The sequence below is a fragment of the Streptomyces sp. SudanB182_2057 genome, from assembly GCF_964272715.1.
Taxonomy (GTDB): Bacteria; Actinomycetota; Actinomycetes; order Streptomycetales; family Streptomycetaceae; genus Streptomyces; species Streptomyces rubradiris.
On sequence record NZ_OZ186798.1, the window covers coordinates 130,905 to 149,258 of the forward strand.

Annotated in this window: 4 protein-coding genes and 1 pseudogene; 2 read left to right on the plus strand and 3 right to left on the minus strand. The window is 73.3% G+C overall.

What is annotated here, in order from left to right; translation table 11 throughout:
• Positions 1-61 precede the first annotated feature (61 nt).
• Positions 62-268: pseudogene (locus ACSURM_RS00450) on the minus strand (IS630 family transposase); the annotation flags it as partial.
• 22 nt (positions 269-290) lie between these two features.
• Between ACSURM_RS00450 and ACSURM_RS00455 the strand changes: the two are divergent.
• Together ACSURM_RS00455 and ACSURM_RS00460 are read left to right on the plus strand one after the other, a co-directional pair.
• Positions 291-1,082, plus strand: coding sequence for an aminoglycoside adenylyltransferase family protein (locus ACSURM_RS00455; protein ID WP_436952303.1), 792 nt, complete (start codon positions 291-293; stop codon positions 1,080-1,082).
• 458 nt (positions 1,083-1,540) lie between these two features.
• Entirely contained in the window at positions 1,541-2,224 is a 684-nt protein-coding gene (locus ACSURM_RS00460) for a ScbR family autoregulator-binding transcription factor (protein ID WP_436952305.1), read from the plus strand.
• 57 nt (positions 2,225-2,281) lie between these two features.
• Here ACSURM_RS00460 and ACSURM_RS00465 read toward each other — a convergent pair whose 3' ends face one another.
• Both ACSURM_RS00465 and ACSURM_RS00470 read right to left on the minus strand, forming a co-directional pair.
• The gene (locus ACSURM_RS00465) at positions 2,282-8,854 is read right to left on the minus strand and encodes a type I polyketide synthase (RefSeq protein ID WP_436952307.1); all 6,573 of its coding nucleotides are present in this window, start codon (positions 8,852-8,854) and stop codon (positions 2,282-2,284) included.
• Between the two features lie 41 nt (positions 8,855-8,895).
• Positions 8,896-18,297, minus strand: coding sequence for a type I polyketide synthase (locus ACSURM_RS00470; RefSeq protein ID WP_436952309.1), 9,402 nt, complete (start codon positions 18,295-18,297; stop codon positions 8,896-8,898).
• Positions 18,298-18,354: the final 57 nt, after the last annotated feature.

The following is an 18,354-nucleotide window of genomic DNA, read 5'->3' on the forward strand; positions in this document are numbered from 1 at the left end:
GACCTGAGTCAGAGATTCACCGGCAGTAGGCGGCCAGGAACTTTTCGAACTCCGCAGCGGGGCCGACCACATCGCGGACCTTGTCGATGAACAGCGGGTCCGTGGACCGTTCGAAGTTCTCGGAGCGGTGCGGGGCGAGGGCGAAGGCACGCCAGATCCTTGAAACGGCCGACTGGGACATCCCGGTCGCCGCCGCCATCGACCGGGTCGACCAGTGCGTGGCGTCCGGCGGCTGCTCCTCCCACGTCTTGACGATGACCCGCTCCACATAATGCGGTGCGGTCGGCCGGATGGTGGGAGAGGCTGGTGCGGTGGATCAGGTTCGGCGGGTCGTGGAGCTGGCCGGTGGTGTGCTCGGCCGGGATGTCATCGGCACCTACCTGCACGGCTCCTCCGTGCTCGGTGGACTCAGCCCGGCCAGCGACGTGGACGTACTGGTCGTCTCCCGACGGCGCATGGACGAGCGGGCCCGGCACACGCTCCTCGATGGACTGCTCGGGATCTCCGGCTCCGGAAACCAGGTCCGCCCGGTCGAGCTCACCGTGGTCGTACAGTCCGAGGTCCGGCCGTGGCGGTACCCGCCCACCTGTGACTTCCTCTACGGCGAGTGGCTGCGCGGCGAGTACGAGGCGGGGCTGGTCCCCCAGCCGGAGCCGATGCCCGATCTCGCCCTGCTGATCACCATGGTGCTGAGCGGGGACCACCCGCTCACCGGCCTCCGCCCGGCGCGGGTCCTCGACCCGGTTCCGCGGGCCGACCTGGTCCGGGCGAGCGTGGCGGGTATTCCGGGCCTGCTGGACGAACTGGACAGCGACACCCGCAACGTCCTGTTGACCCTCGCCCGTATCTGGACCACGCTCGCCACCGGCCGGATCAGGTCGAAGGACGCCGCCGCCGACTGGGCCCTCGCCCGGCTTCCGCCCGAGCACCGCGCCGTCCTCGGACACGCCAGACAGCTCTATCTCGACTGCCCCTACTCCGAGGAGAGTTGGAGCGACGCCTTGCGGGCGCGGGTGCGTCCGCATGTGGACCACGTGCTCACCGAGATCGACCGGCTGCTCACCCGTACCCCGCGCATGTGAGGGAGCACCGGGCCGGCGTGGGCGGGGACGGGGAGAGACGGGTGGCGGGTTTCCGGCCGTCCGGGGCCACCGCCTCGTCCAGGGCGCCGCAGGGTGGTGCCCGTGCCGGCCGGGACCGCGTGAGGGACCACACTCCGCGCCACCTTCACCGGGGCGGTCGTTCCCCTCATGTGCGCTGCGGATCCGCCGGCGTCCGCGGAGATCGATATCGCGCCGGATTCGTGGACCCCGGTACGAACCGGTCTGACGGGTCTTACAGTGATCCGGTGCATGTTTGGGCCGAAGCAGTGCGTTTCGACTTCCGTCCACGACGCGGCGGCCACCGGATGCGGACAGACCCGTCTTCCTGCTGTCCGGGACCGCCGAGCCGACTTCCGCGGCGGTGCGCGCGTTCGTTCTGTGGCGCCTTCTCGTGCGCTTGATCTGTCGCTCACTCATCCTTTTGGGAGTGCACTTTCATGGCGAGACAGCACCGTGCCCTCAGAACCCGTGAAGACCTGATCCGCTCGGCCGCGGAGGTCATCGACGACGTCGGCTACGCCGAGGCCTCGATCTCCGCGATCAGCCATCGGGCCGGTGTCAGCAATGGCGCGCTCCACTTCCATTTCAAGAGCAAGCGTGCCCTGGGTGAGGCCGTCGAACTGGCCGCGGCACGGACGCTGTTGCACATCACCGGTCGTGTCCCGCTGCGTCACCCCGCGCCGTTACAGCTCCTGGTGGACACCTCGAAGGCGCTGGCCGGGTGCATCGTCCGGGACCCGGTGCTGCGGGCCGGCTTCAGCCTCGGCGGCGACCCCACCTGGCAGGGCACGGTGGATCTGTGGGAGCAGTGGCAGGACTGGGTGCAGCTGATGCTGGTGGTGGCCAGGGACCAGCGCGCCCTGTCACCGGACGTGGGCATCGACGAGGCCGTCTCCATCATCACGTCGTTCCTGGCCGGCCTGGAGGTGCGGGCCCGCTCCGGAACCGAGCGGAGCCCGGACCGCTCCGTCACCGGCTTCTGGCGCCTGCTGCTCCCCCACCTGGTGGCCCAGGGCACGGCGCCGCCGGTCGACCACGAAGGAGTCACGGTGCCCTTGTGGTGCACCGCCGGCGTCGGCGCCGGCGGCCAGGAGAGGGAACAGGTCTGCGGCGTCGCCTGACGGCGCCACGAACGGGCCGGGGACCGAAGCGGTGCTTCGGTCCCCGGCCCGCGTGTGTCACTCCCCGTGCCCGGCCGGAGGCGGCGGGAAGTACCCACGGTCCACGAAGAAGCCGACGTACTTGGCGTACAGCTCCTTCGTCATCTCCGGGCAGACGACCGGGGTCCCTTCGAGCGCGGCCCGGGTCGCGGAGGTGTCGAAGACCGGGTAGAACCTGCCGGTGTCCGACGCCAGTGCCTCGAACGCGTCGAGCAGCGGGTTCACGGCGTTGTCCGGGTCGGCGGCCACCCTCGTCTTCCAGGCGTCCCAGCCGAGTTCGTCCAGGCGGTACCCGCTCGCCCGGAGGTGGTCGACGAACTCACCGAAGTCCAGGCTGCTCCCGTTGGACAGGTGGAACGTCCCGCCGGCGGCCCCGGGCACCCGGGAGACCGTGAGGATCGCCTTGCTGACGTAGTCCGCCGGGACGGGGTGCACGGCCGCGGACAGCCCGGCGGGAACGGCTTCGGCCTGCACCAGCCCCTTGAGGCTCAGCCACACGAAGTCGGCCGTCTGGCAGGCACCGTTCACCTGGTCGCCGCAGATCACGTCGACGCGGTACACGGATACCGGCAGGCCCCGCTCCCTGGCCAGGCCGACGATCTGTTCCGCGACCCACTTGCTCTGCACATAGCCGGTGGCCAGTGCCTCGGGGGGACCGGTCGGGTCCGTCTCCCGCACGGGCTCTCCCTCGGTCACCGGGCCGGGGAACACACCGACGGAGGAGACATGGTGGACGGGTACGGTGCGGTGCCGGGCGGCGAGGCGCAGGATCTCCTCGGTGCCGTCCACGTTGGCCGCCCTCAGCTCCGTGTAGGGGCGCAGCCAATGCACCTGGGCCCCGGCGTGGTAGACCACGTCGGCCACGCGCGCCAGGCGGTCGAACTCGGCGGGCTCCAGGCCGAGTCCGGGTCGGGCCAGATCACCGACCACGATCCGCAGCCGGGCCGGATCCACCTCGTCCCACAGGTGGTACCACTCCATGTTCGTCCGCAGCCGTTCCAGGGCCTCGTCCGCGTCGGTGCCGCGGAGCAGACAGTGCACCGTGGCCCGGGTGTCGCGCATCAGGTCGCGCAGCAGGAAGGCCCCGAGGAAGCCGGTCGCGCCGGTCAGCAGCACCTCCGCCGGGTCGGTGACGGCCCGGACGACCTCCCGCGCGGGACTGATGTCATCGGCGAGCCGGACCTGTGCCGCGAAGTCCACGGCGGGCCGGGACGAGGTGTCCAGGGCGTCCGGTCCGCGCAGTGCCACGTCCAGCAGATGGCCGGCGAGGGAGCGCGGAGTGGGGTGGTCGTAGACGAGGCTGCCGGGCAGCCGGGTGCCGACCGTGTCGCTGAGCCGGTTGCGCAGTTCGACGGAGGTGAGCGAGTCGAGTCCCAGGGTGTTCAGGGGCTGGTCGGGGCCGATCGTGCCGCCGTCGGCGTCCGCGTGGCCGAGCACGCCGGCGATCCCGGCCCGGACCAGGGCCAGCATCCGCTCCTGCCGCGCGGTCTCGTCCAGGGCGGCGAGCTGTCGCGGGAGCGGCACGGCTTCCCCGCCCGAGTTGCGGGCGGCGCGCCGCATCGGGGCCGGTACCAGGCCCGTCATCACCAGCGGTGCCTGGGCCGCGTTCGCCCGCAACGCCGCCGGGTCCACGGGGGTCGCGGTCACCGCCGGTTCGCCGACGGCGAGGGCCGCGTCCAGCAGGGCCGTTCCCGCTCGCTCCGTGATCGGCAGCAGGCCGCTGCGCGCGATCCGTTTGAAGTCCGCCTCTTCCAGGTGGCGGCTCATCCCGGTGGTCTGGGCCCACAGGCCCCAGGCTATGGACGTGGCGGTCAGCCCGCGGGCGGCCCGGTGCTGGGCGAGCCCGTCGAGGAAGGCGTTGGCGGCGGCGTAGTTGCCCTGGCCGGGGCCGCCGATCACGCCCGCGGCGGACGAGAACAGCACGAACGCCGACAGGTTCAGCTCCCGGGTCAGCTCGTGCAGATGCCAGGCCGCGTCGGCCTTCGGGCGCAGCACCCCCGCCAGCCGGTCCCCGGTGAGTGTCGACACCAGCCCGTCGTCCACCACGCCCGCCAGGTGGACGACACCGGTCAGCGGCCGGTCCTCGGGAAGGGTCGCGAGCAGTTCGGCGAGTGCGTCGCGGTCGGCGGCGTCGCACGCCGCGATCGTCACCTCGGCGCCCAGTTCGGTGAGTTGACGGCGCAGTTCGCCGGCGCCTGGTGAGTCCGGTCCGCTCCTGCTGACCAGCAGCAGGTGCCGGATGCCGTGCTCGGCGGCCAGGTACCGGGCGAACAGTCCGCCGAGGGCGCCCGTGCCGCCGGTGACGAGGACCGTGCCCCGGGGGTCCCAGCCGCCGGACGCCTTCCGTACCGCGTCGGCCGTGGTCCTGCCCAGGCGGGGTACGAACACGCGCCCGGCGCGGAGGGCCGCCTGCGGTTCACCGGACGCCAGCACCCGCGACAGCGTCCGTGTCGTCACCGGCTCGCTGTCGAGGTCGACGTCGAGGAGGACGATCCTGTCGGGTGCCTCCGACTGCGCCGAGCGCAGCAGCCCCCAGACCGCCGCCGCCGCGGGGTTCACGTCCTCGCCGGGGGCGACCACCGCGGCGCCACGGGTGAGGATCACCAGCCGGGCTCCGGCGGGTTCGTCGTCGGCGAGCCACTCCTGGACCAGTGTCAGCACGGCGCGGGTCGCGGTGTGCGCGGCGTCGGCGCCGCCTGTGTCGTCGGGCGCGCACCACACGGCCACCGCGTCCGGCGTCCGGCCGGCCGCCGTGGCGCGCCGCACCGCGGCCACGTCGGCGAAGGTCTCCAGGTCCGCGAGGTCCGGACCGGGCCCGCCGGAGCCGGGGAGCACCGCGGGCAGCGCCGCCCAGCGGTGGGTGCCGGACGGTCCGGTGGGCGTGAGCGGGCGCCAGGAGAGGGTGAACAGGGATCCGAGCAGGCGCGCGTGGGCGTGGATGTCCACGGCGGCCGCGCCCGGCCGGGGTTCCACGTGGTCCACCGAGGCGACCGGCTGCCCGGCCGCGTCGGTGAGCCACATCGACAGCGCCCCGTCCGGCGTGCGCCGCAGCCGCGCGCGGACGGCCGTGGCCCCGGTGGCGTACACGCGTACACCGCGCCAGCGGGAGGCCAGGGCTTCCGCCGGGTACGGTGCTCCGGCCGCCTGGTCGAGTCGCGCGGCGTGCGCGGCGGCGTCCAGCAGGGCGGGGTGCAGTTCGAAGCCGTCGGCGCCGGATTCGGCGGTCTCGGGCAGGTGTACCTCGGCGAGGATGTCGTCGCCGTGCCGCCATGCCGTGCGCAGACCGCGCAGCGCCTCGGGGTACGCGAGCCCGGCTTCGGCGAGCCGGTCGTAGGCCGCCGTGCCGTCGAGTGCGGTCGCGTCGGCCGGGGGCCACTCGGTGAGACCGAAGGGGGCCGGCCGGCCGGCGAAGCCGAGTTCTCCGGAGGCGTGCAGGGTCCACGGGACGTTCTCGTCGGTCCGGGCGTGGATCGTCACCGTCCGGCTGCCGGCGGTGTCGGGTCCGACGGCGACCTGGAGGTGGACGGTGCCGTGCTCCGGCAGGGGCAGCGGGGTCTGCACGGTCAGTTCGGTCAGCACGTCGCAGCCGAGTTCGTCACCGGCCCGTACCGCGAGCTCCACGAGAGCGGCGGCCGGGAGCACCTGGGTGTCCAGGCCGGTGTGCCGGGGTGTCCAGGGCACGGTCGACCGGGAGAGACGGCCGTTGAACAGCATCCCTTCGCCGGAGGCCGGCGCGATGGAGGTGCCGAGCAGCGTGTGTCCGGTCGCGCCCGGTGCCGACGCGCCCGTGGTGGTGTGCGGGTGTTTCCTGTCCCGCCAGTACCGCCGGTGCTGGAAGGCGTAGGTGGGCAGGTCGACCGTGCCGGGGCGCATCGGACGGAAGAACGCGGGCCAGTCCACCGCGATGCCGTGGGCGTGCAGTGTGCCGAGCCCCGTCAGCAGGGTTTCGGGTTCGTTCCGGTCCCGTCGCAGCAACGGCACCACCAGGTGGTCGGTGTCGTGCTCCGCCAGGGTCTCGCGGGCAGCGGTGCTCAGTGAGGCGTCGGGGCCGATTTCGACGAAGGCGGTGACGTTCCGTTCCGCCAGGACCCTGACAGCATCGGCGAAACGCACCGTGCCACGGATCTGCTCCGCCCAGTACCCGGCCGACACCAGATCATCCCCGGACGCCACCCCACCCGTCAGCGTCGACACCACCGGAATACCAGGCTCCTGAAACCGCACCGAACCAGCGACCGCACGGAACTCCTCCAACACCGGCTCCATCAACGGCGAATGAAACGCATGCGACACAGCCAGCCGCTTCACCCTCCGCCCCAACCCCCGCAACCGCCCCACCACACCCTCCACAGCCCCCTCATCCCCCGACACCACCACCGACCGAGGACCATTCACCGCAGCAATCCCCACCCGCCCCGCCAACAGCGGCAACACCTCACCCTCCGACGCCTCCACCGCCACCATCGCCCCACCACCCGGCAGAGCCTGCATCAACTCCGCACGCACACACACCAACCGCGCCGCATCCTCCAACGACAACACCCCCGCCACATGCGCCGCGGCCAACTCCCCCACCGAATGCCCCACCACCACATCCGGCCGCACACCCCACGACTCCACCAACCGGAACAACGCCGTCTCCACCGCGAACAACGCCGGCTGCGCATACCCCGTCCCCTCCAGCAAACCCGCCTCCACACTCCCCGGCTCCGCGAACACCACCTCCCTCAACGGCCGCTCCAACCCCTTGTCCAAACACCCACACGCCGCATCGAACGCCTCCGCGAACACCGGAAACACCCCATACAACTCCCGCCCCATCGACACCCGCTGAGCCCCCTGCCCCGTAAACAGGAAGGCGACCTTGCCCCGTCGGGAGCCCGCCGCCGTGTTCACGGTGTCGGGTGTGGGGGTGCCGTCGGCGAGGGCCTGGAGCTGTTCCCGCGGGAGGGTGTCGGCCGGGGCGACCAGGACGGCACGGTGGTCCAGCGCGCTGCGGGTGACCGCCAGGGAGTACGCCAGGTCGAGCGGGGCCGCGTCCGCACCGAGCCCCTCGATGTGGTCCAGCAGCCGCCGGGCCTGCGCGGCCAGCGCCTTCGGGGACTTGGCCGACAACAGCCACGGCAGGCTCGCCGGCACCACCGCACCCACGGTCGCACCGTCATTCTCGCCACCGCCGTCACCATCACCGGCGGGGTCGGGTGCCTGTTCCAGGATCACGTGCGCGTTGGTACCGCTCACGCCGAAGGCGGAGACGGCGGCGCGCCGGGGCCCGCCGTCGTCCTTGCGGGGCCACTCGGTGGCCTCGGTGAGCAGGCGGACCGCGCCGGAGTCCCAGTCCACGAACGGCGTGGGCTCGTCGATGTGCAGGGTGCGGGGAAGCACACCGTGGTGCATGGCCTGCACCATCTTGATCACTCCACCGACGCCGGCCGCCGCGACGGTGTGTCCGATGTTGGACTTCAGGGAGCCGAGGTGGAGAGGCTGTTCGGCGGGGCGATTCCGGCCGTAGGTCGCCAGCAGGGCCTGGGCCTCGATGGGGTCGCCGAGGCGGGTGCCGGTGCCGTGCGCTTCGACGGCGTCGATGTCGGCCGGGCCCAGACCGGCGTTGGTCAGGGCCTGGCGGATGACCCGTTCCTGCGCCGGGCCGTTGGGCGCGGTCAGCCCGTTGGAGGCACCGTCCTGGTTGACGGCGGACCCCCGGATGACGGCCAGCACCCGGTGCCCGTTGCGCCGCGCGTCCGACAGCCGCTCCACCAGCAGCAGCCCCACACCCTCCGACCACGCCGTCCCGTCCGCCGCCGCCGAGAAGGACTTGATCCGTCCGTCCGGCGCCAGGCCCCGCTGCCGGGAGAAGTCGACGTAGCCGCCGGGGTCGCCGTTCACGGTGGCGCCGCCGGCCAGGGCCAGGTCGCACTCCCCGGTCCGCAGCGACTGCACCGCGAGGTGCAGTGCCACGAGGGAGGAGGAGCACGCGGTGTCGACCGACACCGCCGGGCCCTCGAACCCGAAGGTGTAGGAGATGCGTCCGGAGGCCACGCTGCTCAGCTTGCCGGTCATCAGGTGGCCTTGGAGTTCCACGGGGGCGTCGAGGCCCAGGTAGCTCTCCTCCACCACGCCGACGAAGACACCGGTGTCGCTGCCCTTGAGCGGCGCGGGATCGATGCCCGCCTGTTCGAAGGTCTCCCACGCGGTCTCCAGGAGCACCCGCTGCTGGGGGTCCATCGCCAGCGCCTCGCGGGGCGAGATGCCGAAGAACTCCGCGTCGAACCGGGTCGCGCCGTCGAGGAAGCCGCCCTCCCTGACGTAGGAGGCGCCCGGTGTGCCGGGCTCCGGGTCGTACAGCCCCTCGATGTCCCAGCCGCGGTCCGTGGGCCACGGCGAGATCGCGTCCACCTCGTCGGCCACCAGCCGCCACAGGTCCCCGGGGGAGGCGACCCCGCCCGGGTAGCGGCAGGCCATGCCCACGATCGCGATCGGCTCGGTGGTGCTCGCTTCCAGCTCGGCCAGCTTCCGGCGGGTCTTCTGAAGATCGGCAGTCACCCATTTGAGGTACTCGACGAGCTTCTCTTCCTTGTCTGGGTCAGCCATGGGACACCCACATCTCCTCGGAACCGAATAGGTGTGACTGGTCAGCCGGACGTACGGCCGAGTTCGTTGTCGATGAAGTCGAAGATCTCGTCCGCCGAGGCGGTTTCGATCTCCGCGGGCCGCCGGTCCACCGCCTGCGGCGTCGGTATGGGCAGCCGGGACAGCAGGGACTGCAGCCGCTGCGCCACGGCGGCGTGGTCGTCGCTCTCCGGCGGGAGCGAGCCCAGGGCGGCTTCCAGTCGGTCGAGTTCGAGGGCCACCGTGGTGTCCCCGTCGCCCGGGGCGGACGGCGGAGCGAGTTGCGCGAGCATATGGGCGGTCAGCGCGCCCGGTGTCGGGTGGTCGAAGACCGCGGTGGCGGCCAGGCCGATTCCGGTGGCGTGGCGGAGCCGGTTGCGCAGGTCGACGGCCGTCAGGGAGTCGAAGCCCAGCTCCTGGAAGGAGCGTTCCTCGTCGATGGCGGCGGGGTCGGTGTGCCCGAGGACCGCGGCCATCGTGTCGCGCACCACCTCGGACACCAGGTCGTACCGCTGGGTCTCGCTCAGCCCGGCCAGCCGGTCCGCGAGCGACCGGACCGGTTCGGTCCGGGTTCCGGCGCGGCGCCGCACGGGTACCTTGACCGGTTGGGCGTCCGCCGCGCCGGTTTCGCCCCCGGCACGGGTGAACAGCGTTTCGGGGACGTCCCGGAAGGCGACCGAGGCCACGGTGGCGACGAGTTCGCCGGCGGGGTCGGTCAGGCGCAGCCCCAGCCGGTCGTCGCCGGCGTCGGTGCGCTCCACCCGCGCCGCCGTGGCGCCGGCCGCGTGGAGGCGGACCCCGCGCCACTCGGCCGCCACCGTGACATGGCCCGGGGCGGGGTCGTGCGGGGGGTTGCCGACGGCCGCGTCCAGCAGGACCGGGTGCAGTTCGAAGGCGGCCGCCTCCTCGCGGAGTTCCTCGGGGAGTTCGATCTCGTGGGACGCGGTCCCGGAGGCCGGGGCGTCGGATGCGGGGTCCGTCCCGAGCGTTCCCCCGGCGAGTTCCTCCCACGGGCCGTCCCCGTGGCGGGCGAACACGGTGACCGGGCGGTCGCCGTCCGCGTCGGCCGCGCCGACGGCGACCTGGACGTGGACGGTGCTCTCGGCGGGCACCGTCAGGGGTGCGGCGACGGTGAGTTCACGCAGGACGTCGCAGCCGAACTCGTCACCGGCCCGGACCGCGAGCTCCACCAGGGCCGCGGTGGGCAGCACGGTGGTGTCGCCGGACAGGTGGCCGGCCGGCCACGGCGTGCGCCGCGGTGACAGCCTGCCGTTGAACACCGCGCCGTCCTCCCGGGCCAGCGGTACGGCGACGCCGAGGAAGGGGTGGCCGGTCGGGCTCAGTCCCCACGTGCTCGCGTCGGCGGTGTCCTGCCCTGCGTCCAGCCAGTACCGCCGGTGCTGGAAGGCGTAGGTGGGCAGGTCGGTGCGGTGCGCACCGGTGCCGGAGAAGAACGCCCGCCAGTCCACCGGTACACCCAGGTCGTGCAGGTCGGTGACCGCCCGGACGACGGAGGCGCATTCGGGCTGGTCCCGCCGCAGCAGCGGCCATACGAAGGGCGCGTCGTCCAGTGCCTCCTGCGCCAGCGCGGTGAGCACTCCGTCGGGGCCGATTTCGACGAAGGCGGTGACGTTCCGTTCGGCCAGGACCCTGACAGCATCGGCGAAACGCACCGTGCCACGGATCTGCTCCGCCCAGTACCCGGCCGACACCAGATCATCCCCGGACGCCACCCCACCCGTCAGCGTCGACACCACCGGAATACCAGGCTCCTGAAACCGCACCGAACCAGCGACCGCACGGAACTCCTCCAACACCGGCTCCATCAACGGCGAATGAAACGCATGCGACACAGCCAGCCGCTTCACCCTCCGCCCCAACCCCCGCAACCGCCCCACCACACCCTCCACAGCCCCCTCATCCCCCGACACCACCACCGACCGAGGACCATTCACCGCAGCAATCCCCACCCGCCCCGCCAACAGCGGCAACACCTCACCCTCCGACGCCTCCACCGCCACCATCGCCCCACCACCCGGCAGAGCCTGCATCAACTCCGCACGCACACACACCAACCGCGCCGCATCCTCCAACGACAACACCCCCGCCACATGCGCCGCGGCCAACTCCCCCACCGAATGCCCCACCACCACATCCGGCCGCACACCCCACGACTCCACCAACCGGAACAACGCCGTCTCCACCGCGAACAACGCCGGCTGCGCATACCCCGTCCCCTCCAGCAAACCCGCCTCCACACTCCCCGGCTCCGCGAACACCACCTCCCTCAACGGCCGCTCCAACCCCTTGTCCAAACACCCACACGCCGCATCGAACGCCTCCGCGAACACCGGAAACACCCCATACAACTCCCGCCCCATCGACACCCGCTGAGCCCCCTGCCCCGTAAACAGGAAGGCCGTTCCCCCGGACAGGTCGGCGCGGGCGCGTACGGCGGTCGCGGTGCCGGCGGCCACGGTGCGCAGTCCGGCGAGCAGTTCGTCCCGGTCGGTGCCGGTGACACCGGCGCGGTGGTCGAGTGCGGCACGGGTGGTCGCCAGCGAGTAGGCGACGTCCAGGTCGGTCGTCTCCGGGTGGTCCTCCAGGTAGGTGAGGAGCTTTCGGGCCTGCCCCGCCAGCGCCTCGGGGGTCTTGCCGGACAGCAGCCACGGGACGACGGGCAGTGTGCGGCCGGTGCCGTCGGGCTCCGCGTCCGCCGGTGCCCCGGCCGGCTCCGGCTCTTCGAGGATCATGTGCGCGTTGGTGCCGCTGATACCGAAGGACGAGACACCGGCACGACGCGGAGCGTCCGCCGTCTCCCATTCCCGTGCCTCGGTGAGCAGGACGACCTCGCCGGCCTCCCAGTCGACGTGCCGGGTGGGGCTCTCCACGTGGAGGGTCCGCGGCATCGTCCGGTGGTGCATGGCCTGCACCATCTTGATGACGCTGCCGACACCGGCGGCGGCCTGGGTGTGGCCCAGGTTGGACTTCAGCGACCCGAGGTACAGCGGGCGTCCTTCGGGCCGGTCCTGGCCGTAGGCCGCCAGCAGGGCCTGCGCCTCGATGGGGTCGCCGAGGCGGGTGCCGGTGCCGTGCGCGTCCACCAGGTCCACGTCCGCGGGGGTGAGCCCGGCGTTGGCCAGGGCCTGGCGGATCACCCGTTCCTGCGCCGGGCCGTTGGGCGCCGTCAGCCCGTTGGAGGCACCGTCCTGGTTGACGGCGGACCCCCGGACGACGGCCAGCACCCGGTGCCCGTTGCGCCGCGCGTCCGACAGCCGCTCCACCAGGACCAGTCCGATGCCCTCGGACCAGCCGGTGCCGTCCGCCGTGTCGGAGAACGACCGGCAGCGTCCGTCCGGCGACAGGCCCCGCTGCTGCGAGAACTCGACGAAGCCCAGGGGCGTCGACATCAGCGTCACGCCCCCGGCGAGCGCGAGGTCGCACTCCCCGGCGCGCAGCGCGTTCGCCGCCTGGTGGATGGCGACCAGCGAGGAGGAGCACGCGGTGTCGACGGTGACGGCGGGTCCCTCCAAGCCGAAGGTGTACGCCACCCGGCCCGAGGCGACACTGCCCGCGTTGCCGCTGAGCAGATAGCCCTCCATGTCCTCGGGGACGTCGCGCACCCGCGACGCGTAGTCGTGGTACATCACGCCCGCGTACACCCCGGTGCGGCTGCCCCGCAGGGTCGACGGGTCGATGCCGGCGTTCTCCAGCGTCTCCCAGGCGGTCTCCAGCAGGAGGCGCTGCTGCGGGTCGGTGGCGAGGGCCTCCCGCGGGGACATCCCGAAGAAGGCGGGGTCGAAGTGGTCGCCGTCGTAAAGGAATCCGCCGTTCTTGGTGTACGTCCGGCCCGGACGGCCCGGCTCAGGATCGTAGAGCGCGGCCACGTTCCAGCCGCGGTCGTCGGGGAACTCCGAGATGGCGTCCACCCCATCGGCCACCAGGCGCCACAGGTCCTCCGGCGTCGACACTCCGCCCGGGTAGCGGCAGGCCATGCCCACGATGACGACGGGGTCGTCGGCCGCCGGGGCGGGGGTCGGCACCGGACCGGCCGCCGGATGCCGCTCGTCCTCCTCCCGGCCGGCGAGCAGCCCCGACAGGTGGGCGGCGATCGCGGCCGGTGTCGGGTGGTCGAAGACCAGCGTGGTCGGCAGGCGGAGCCCGGTGGCGCTGCCCAGGCGGTTGCGGAGTTCGACCGCGGTCAGCGAGTCGAAGCCGAGCTCCTTGAAGGCGCGGTCGGCGTCCAGGCCTTGGGGGTCGGAGTGGCCGAGGACCCCCGCCACATGTCCGCGCACCAGATCGACCAGGACCCGGCGTCGCTCGTCCGCGGAGAGGCGGGCCAGCTGTTCGGCCGGCGAGGAGCCCGCGGAGGCACCGGCCCGGGCGCGCCGGCGCGCGGCGGGCACGAGTCCGCGCAGCAGGGCCGGCGGTTCGGCGTTGTGGCGCAGGGCGGCCGGGTCCAGGGCGGTGACCGCGAGGACCGTCTCACCGGTGGTGAGGGAGGCGTCGAACAGCGCCAGGCCGTCCTCGGACGACAGGGGCAGCAGCCCGGAGCGGGCCATGCGCTTCAGGTCCACCTCGTCCAGGTGGCTGGTGCTGGCGCTGCCCTCCTCCCACAGGCCCCAGGCCAGCGAGGTGGCGGGCAGACCGTGGGCGGCGCGGTGGGCGGCGAGCGCGTCCAGGAAGGTATTGCCGGCCGCGTAGTTGGACTGTCCCGCCGTGCCGAGGAGACCCGCCAGCGAGGAGTAGAGCACGAACGCGGACAGGTCCAGGTCGCGGGTCAGCTCGTGCAGGTGCCAGGCCGCGTCGACCTTGGGCCGCAGTACGGCGTCCATCCGCTCGGGGGTCAGCCCGGAGAGCAGGCCGTCGTCCACGGCGCCGGCGGTGTGCACGACCGCCGTCAGGGGGTGCTCGGCGCCGATGGTGTCCAGCACCGAGGACAGCGCCTCGCGGTCCGCGGCGTCACAGGCCGCGAAGACGGCCTCGGCGCCCAGCTCAGCCAGTTCGTCGCGGAGCTCCGCCGCGCCGGGGGCGTCCGCGCCGCGCCGGCTGAGCAGCAGCAGCCGGCGCGCGCCGTGCCGGACGACCAGGTGCCGGGCGAGCAGCCGGCCGAGCGTGCCGGTGGCGCCCGTGACCAGGACGGTGCCCCGCTCCCAGGGTGAGGTGTGCGCGCCGTCCCGGGGCGTCCGCCCGCGCTGTACCCGGGCGAGGCGGGGGACGACGACCGTGCCGTCCCGCACCGCGGACTGGGTCTCGCCGGAGGCCACGGCCGCGGCCAGGGCGTCGGCGTGGCCGGGCCTGCCGTCCAGGTCGACCAGTGTGAAACGGCCGGGGTTCTCGGTCTCGGCGGAGCGGAACAGTCCCCACAGGCCGGCGTGGACCAGGTCGGTCACCTCGTCGTCGGGGCCCGCGGCCACCGCCTGGCGGGTGACGACGACCAGGCGGGTGCCGGCGAACCGCTCGTCGGCGAGCCAGTCCCGGGCGAGTCCGGCGTGGTGCCGGATGGCGGCCCGGGCCGTGGTGGGCAGTTCCCCGGCCGCTGTGTCGTGCGCGGCCGGCACCACCAGCACCACGTCGGGCACCGGTGCCCCGTCGTCGACGGCCGCGGTGAGGGCGGCCAGGTCGGGCCAGGTGTGCCCGGTGCCCGCCGGGAGAACGGGGTCGCCGGTGCCGACCACGGCCCAGCCGCTGGTGTCGACGTCCCGGTCCGGATCGGCGAGACGGGTCCACTCCACCCGGAACAGCCCGTCCCGGTGGGCGTCGGCCGCCGCGGCGAGCGCCTCCTTCGACAGCGGGCGCAGCGCCAGCGATCCGACGGTGGCGACGGGCTCGCCCACGCCGTCCGCCACCAGGAGGGTCACGGACTCGGGTCCGGTCGGGGTGATCCGCACTCGCAGGACGGACGCCCCCGCCGCGTGCACCGTCACGTCGGACCAGGCGAAGGGCAGCAGGGCGGGCCGGTCGCCGGCCACGCCGGGCAGCAGGCTGTGCAGTGCCGCGTCCAGCAGCGCGGGGTGCACGGCGAACTTCCCGGCGTCGGCCTGGAGCTCTTCGCCGAGGGCGACCTCGGCGAACAGCTCGCCGTCCGCCGTCCACAACCGGCGCAGTCCCCGGAATGCGGGGCCGTAGGCGTAGCCGTGTTCGGCGACCCGCTCGTAGACACCGTCCAGGTCGACCTCCTGGGCTCCCGCCGGGGGCCAGGCGAGCAGCCCGGCGGGGGCTTCCCCGGTGTCGGGGGCGAGCAGTCCGCCGGCGTGGGCGGTCCAGGCCCGGCGGTCGTGCGCGGCGGACTCGGGCCGGGAGTACACGCCGAGTCTGCGGCGCCCGTCCTCGTCGGCTTCGCCGACCACGAGCTGGATCTGCAGGGCCTCCGTGTCGGGGAGCGTCAGCGGGGCCTCAAGGGTGAGTTCCTCGATCCGCTCGCAGCCGGCGTACTCGCCGGCCCGGGCGGCCAGCTCCACCAGACCGGTGCCGGGGAGCAGCACCGAGCCGTACACGGTGTGGTCGGCCAGCCACGGGTGGGTGCGGCGGGACAGCTTGCCGGTGAGCAGGAATCCGTCCCGGTCGGCGACCGCGACGGCGGCGCCGAGCAGCGGGTGGTCGGCGGAGCCGAGCCCGAAGCCGGAGGCGTCGCTCGGCGCGGAGGAGGTCTCCAGCCAGTGGCGGGTGCGCTGGAAGGCGTAGGTGGGCAGGGTGACGCGCCGTGCGCCCGTGGCGGCGAAGACCGTCTGCCAGTCGACGGCGACGCCGTGGTTGTGGGCCTCGCCGAGGGAGAGCCAGAAGCGTTCGAGGCCGCCCTCGTCACGGCGCAGCGAGCCGATCACCGCGGCGTCGTGGCCGGTGGCCTCGGCCGTCTCCTGGACGGCGACCGCCAGCACCGGGTGCGGGCTGGATTCGACGAACGTGCCGAAGCCGTCCTCCAGCAGCGAGCGCACCGCCTGTTCCAGCTCCACGGGCCGGCGCAGGTTGCGGTACCAGTAGCCGGCGTCGAGCTCGGGGCCCTTGACCCACCGGCCCGTCACCGTGGAGAGGAAGGGGATGCTCGTCGACCGCGGGCTGATCGGGGCGAGCAGGGTGGCGAGCTCCTCCTCCAGCAGTTCCACGTACTTGGAGTGGGAGGCGTAGTCCACGGGGACGGCGCGCGCCCGGACCCGGTCGGCCTTGCAGGCGGCGAGCAGTTCCTGCAGGGGCTCGACCTCGCCGGCCACCACGACGGAGGCGGGGCCGTTGACCGCGGCGATCTGGATGCGCTCCTGCCACGGGGCGATGCGCTCGCGCACCTCCTCGACGGGGAGCGCGACGGACACCATGCCGCCGAGGCCCGCCAGGACCCGGCCGATGGCCTGGCTGCGCAGCGTCACCACGCGGGCGGCGTCGTCGAGGGAGAGGATGCCCGCCACGTAGGCGGCGGCGATCTCGCCCTGGGAGTGCCCGACGACGGCCGACGGCTGCACCCCGTGGGCTCGCCACAGTTCGGCCAGTGCCACCATGACGGCGAACAGCACCGGCTGGACGACGTCCACCCGGTCCAGCGAGGGGGCCCCGTCGGCCTGGCGGAGGACGTCTTCCAGGGACCAGTCGACGAAGGGGGCGAAGGCCCGGCCGCACTCGGCGATCCGGGCGGCGAACACCGGTGAGGTGTCCATCAGGGCCACGGCCATGCCCGTCCACTGCGAGCCCTGGCCGGGGAAGAGGAACGCCGTCCTGGACGGCTCGCCGGCACTGCCGGTGACGGTATCGGGTGTGGGGGTGCCGTCGGCGAGGGCCTGGAGCTGTTCCCGCGGGAGGGTGTCGGCCGGGGCGACCAGGACGGCACGGTGGTCCAGCGCGCTGCGGGTGACCGCCAGGGAGTACGCCAAATCAAGCGGGGCCGCGTCCGCACCGAGCCCCTCGATGTGGTCCAGCAGCCGCCGGGCCTGCGCGGCCAGCGCCTTCGGGGACTTGGCCGACAGCAGCCACGGCAGGCTCGCCGGCACCACCGCACCCACGGTCGCACCGCCGTTCTCGCCACCGCCGTCACCATCACCGGCGGGGTCGGGTGCCTGTTCCAGGATCACGTGCGCGTTGGTACCGCCCATGCCGAAGGCGGAGACGGCGGCGCGCCGGGGCCCGCCGTCGTCCTTGCGGGGCCACTCGGTGGCCTCGGTGAGCAGGCGGACCGCGCCGGAGTCCCAGTCCACGAACGGCGTGGGCTCGTCGATGTGCAGGGTGCGGGGAAGCACACCGTGATGTATGGCCTGCACCATCTTGATCACGCCACCGACGCCCGCGGCGGCCTGGGTGTGGCCGATGTTGGACTTCAGGGAGCCGAGGTGAAGGGGGTGGCCGGCGGGGCGGTCCTGGCCGTAGGTGGCGATCAGGGCCTGCGCCTCGATGGGGTCACCGAGGCGGGTGCCGGTGCCATGCGCCTCCACGGCGTCGATGTCGGCCGGGCCCAGGCCCGCGTTGGTCAGGGCCTGGCGGATGACCCGTTCCTGCGCCGGGCCGTTGGGCGCCGTCAGCCCGTTGGAGGCACCGTCCTGGTTGACGGCGGACCCCCGTATGACGGCCAGCACCCGGTGCCCGTTGCGCCGCGCGTCCGACAGCCGCTCCACCAGCAGCAGCCCCACCCCCTCCGACCACGCCGTCCCGTCCGCCGCCGCCGAGAACGGCTTGACCCGTCCGTCCGGCGCCAGGCCCCGCAGCCGGGAGAACTCGGTGAAGGCCACCGGCGTCGACATCACCGCGGCGCCGCCGGCCAGGGCCAGGTCGCACTCCCCGGCGCGCAGCGCGTTGACCGCGAGGTGCAGTGCCACGAGGGAGGAGGAGCACGCGGTGTCGACCGCCACCGTCGGGCCCTCGAACCCGAAGGTGTAGGCGATGCGGCCCGCGGCGATGCTGCCCGCGCTGCCGCTGTAGAGGTAGCCCTCGAAGCCCTCCACGGGCAGTTGCGGCCGGGCGCCGTAGTCGGTGTACATCAGCCCGGCGAAGACCCCGGTCCTGCTGCCGCGCAGCGAGACCGGGTCGATGGCCGCCCGTTCCAGGGCCTCCCAGGTCGTCTCCAGGAGCATGCGCTGCTGCGGGTCGGCGGCCAGGGCCTCACGCGGGGACAGCCCGAAGAACCCGGGGTCGAACTGGTCCGCGTCGTGCAGGAACCCGCCCTCGCGCACATACGAGGTGCCCACCCGCTCGGGGTCCGGGTCGAACAGCTTCTCCAGGTCCCAGCCGCGGTTGTCGGGGAAGCCGGAGACGGCGTCGGTCTCGTCGGCCACCAGCCGCCACAGGTCCCCGGGGGAGGCGACCCCGCCCGGGTACCGGCAGGCCATGCCGACGATCGCGATCGGCTCCTGTGCCTTGTCCTGCACCTCACGCAGCTTCCGGCGGGCGTCCCGCGCGTCGGCGATGGCCCGCTTGAGGTAGTCGCGAAGTTCCTTCTCGTCAGCCACCTGTGGTCAACTCCCCAATCGAATGAGCATGTGTGCGGGGTGCCGCCCGGCGCGCGG

What these genes read in the sequence shown, in the direction of transcription:
- ACSURM_RS00455 (WP_436952303.1), top strand. Translation starts at nt 291, where the DNA reads ATGGTGGGAGAGGCTGGTGCGGTGGATCAGGTTCGGCGGGTCGTGGAG.
- ACSURM_RS00460 (WP_436952305.1), top strand. Translation starts at nt 1,541, where the DNA reads ATGGCGAGACAGCACCGTGCCCTCAGAACCCGTGAAGACCTGATCCGC.
- ACSURM_RS00465 (WP_436952307.1), bottom strand. Translation starts at nt 8,854, where the DNA reads ATGGCTGACCCAGACAAGGAAGAGAAGCTCGTCGAGTACCTCAAATGG.